1 protein-coding gene is annotated in these 516 nt (G+C 60.3%); it reads right to left on the bottom strand.

Going from position 1 to position 516, the window contains the following annotated elements; all coding sequences use genetic code 11:
• Positions 1-142: 142 nt before the first annotated feature.
• A complete protein-coding gene (locus MPN20_RS17170; protein WP_242784084.1) occupies positions 143-451 on the bottom strand; it encodes a transposase in 309 nt (102 codons plus the stop codon).
• Positions 452-516 lie beyond the last annotated feature (65 nt).

The raw sequence follows: 516 nt of genomic DNA, 5'->3' as shown, positions 1-516 counted from the left end.
TCGAAGAGCGCATTGGCCCGATATGCCTCAACGAGATCGGTATCAGGGACAGGCGCGGCCAGCCACCGGTAGTAGGGCTGGCGGGAGAGCTTCAAGACCCGGCACGACACCGCGACGGGGATCCCGTCGACGGCGAGCTCTCTCACGAGCGGGTAGAGCCTTTTGACGGCAGGTTCGCCTGTGACAGATAGGCGGCCGCGCGGCGCAGGACCTCGTTCTCCTGCTCAAGCAGACGATTGCGCCGACGCATCTCTCGTAGTTCGGCGGACTCGTCGCTGGTGTTGCCGGGTTTGTTGCCGGCATCGATTTCTGCTTGGCGGAGCCATTTGTTGATGGTGCCTTCGTGGACTCCGAAGTCCTTGGCGATCTGTCCGATCGTCGTCTTCGAGTCCCGGTTCAAAGCGACCTGGATGACGTCGTTGCGGAATTCTTTCGGGTAGGGCTGTGGCATGGTGTCTATCCTTCCAGGCTTGCCTATGAACAAGCCAGATTAGATGTCACCTAACCCTGCATCAG

Source organism: Brevibacterium sp. ZH18, assembly GCF_022748595.1.
GTDB lineage: Bacteria > Actinomycetota > Actinomycetes > Actinomycetales > Brevibacteriaceae > Brevibacterium.
The sequence above is the reverse complement of the archived record's forward strand: the minus strand, read 5'-3'. Positions and strand labels throughout refer to the sequence as shown.

Excerpts from the sequence above, each read along its gene's own strand:
- MPN20_RS17170 (WP_242784084.1), bottom strand. The coding sequence starts at position 451 with ATGCCACAGCCCTACCCGAAAGAATTCCGCAACGACGTCATCCAGGTC.